The sequence below is a fragment of the Rahnella sp. CFA14(1/10) genome, assembly GCF_004195095.1.
GTDB lineage: Bacteria > Pseudomonadota > Gammaproteobacteria > Enterobacterales > Enterobacteriaceae > Rahnella > Rahnella perminowiae.
In genome coordinates, this window is sequence record NZ_SEWS01000029.1 from 1 (window position 1) to 709 (window position 709).

The 709-nt window shown below is 49.2% G+C and carries 2 tRNA genes and 1 rRNA gene; all 3 read right to left on the reverse strand.

The features are described from left to right. Positions 1–268: 268 nt before the first annotated feature. Positions 269–344 (reverse strand) — tRNA-Ala (locus EVX52_RS25080). 133 nt (positions 345–477) lie between these two features. Further along, positions 478–554: transfer RNA gene (locus EVX52_RS25085), tRNA-Ile, on the reverse strand. 71 nt (positions 555–625) lie between these two features. Continuing rightward, a 16S ribosomal RNA gene (locus EVX52_RS25090) occupies positions 626–709 on the reverse strand; the annotation flags it as partial.

Here is a 709-nt window from a genome sequence, read left to right on the forward strand (position 1 = left end):
ACGCCCTTCATCGCCTCTGACTGCCTAGGCATCCACCGTGTACGCTTAGTCGCTTAACCTCACAACCCGAAGGTGTTTCCACCGTCGCATTGCGATTATTTGAGAGACTCTGTTACAGACTAATCCATCACTCAGTACAGATACGGAGAGTGATGTTCAGCTGTAAACTTTCAATTTTCAGCTTGTTCCAGATTGTTAAAGAGCAAAATACTTCGCAGCATACTGTTTCCAATACGCTCTGAAGTATTATTGAGGGGCTGTACGGTAATGGTGGAGCTAAGCGGGATCGAACCGCTGACCTCCTGCGTGCAAGGCAGGCGCTCTCCCAGCTGAGCTATAGCCCCATACAGTCACTTACAGATACCTTAATCACTCATCAGCCTGATGAGTCAGCCAATGACTTTCTCATCAAGGCGGAGTCATGCGAAGTTTGCCTGGGCAAACGAGACATGGCGACAACGAAGAGGAGGAAGGAATTGGTAGGCCTGAGTGGACTTGAACCACCGACCTCACCCTTATCAGGGGTGCGCTCTAACCACCTGAGCTACAAGCCTATTAAGGTATTTCTGCTCGTTACTTTCTATCAGACAATCTGTGTGGACACTGCACAATGCGTATCTTGAGGTAAGGAGGTGATCCAACCGCAGGTTCCCCTACGGTTACCTTGTTACGACTTCACCCCAGTCATGAATCACAAAGTGGTAAGCGC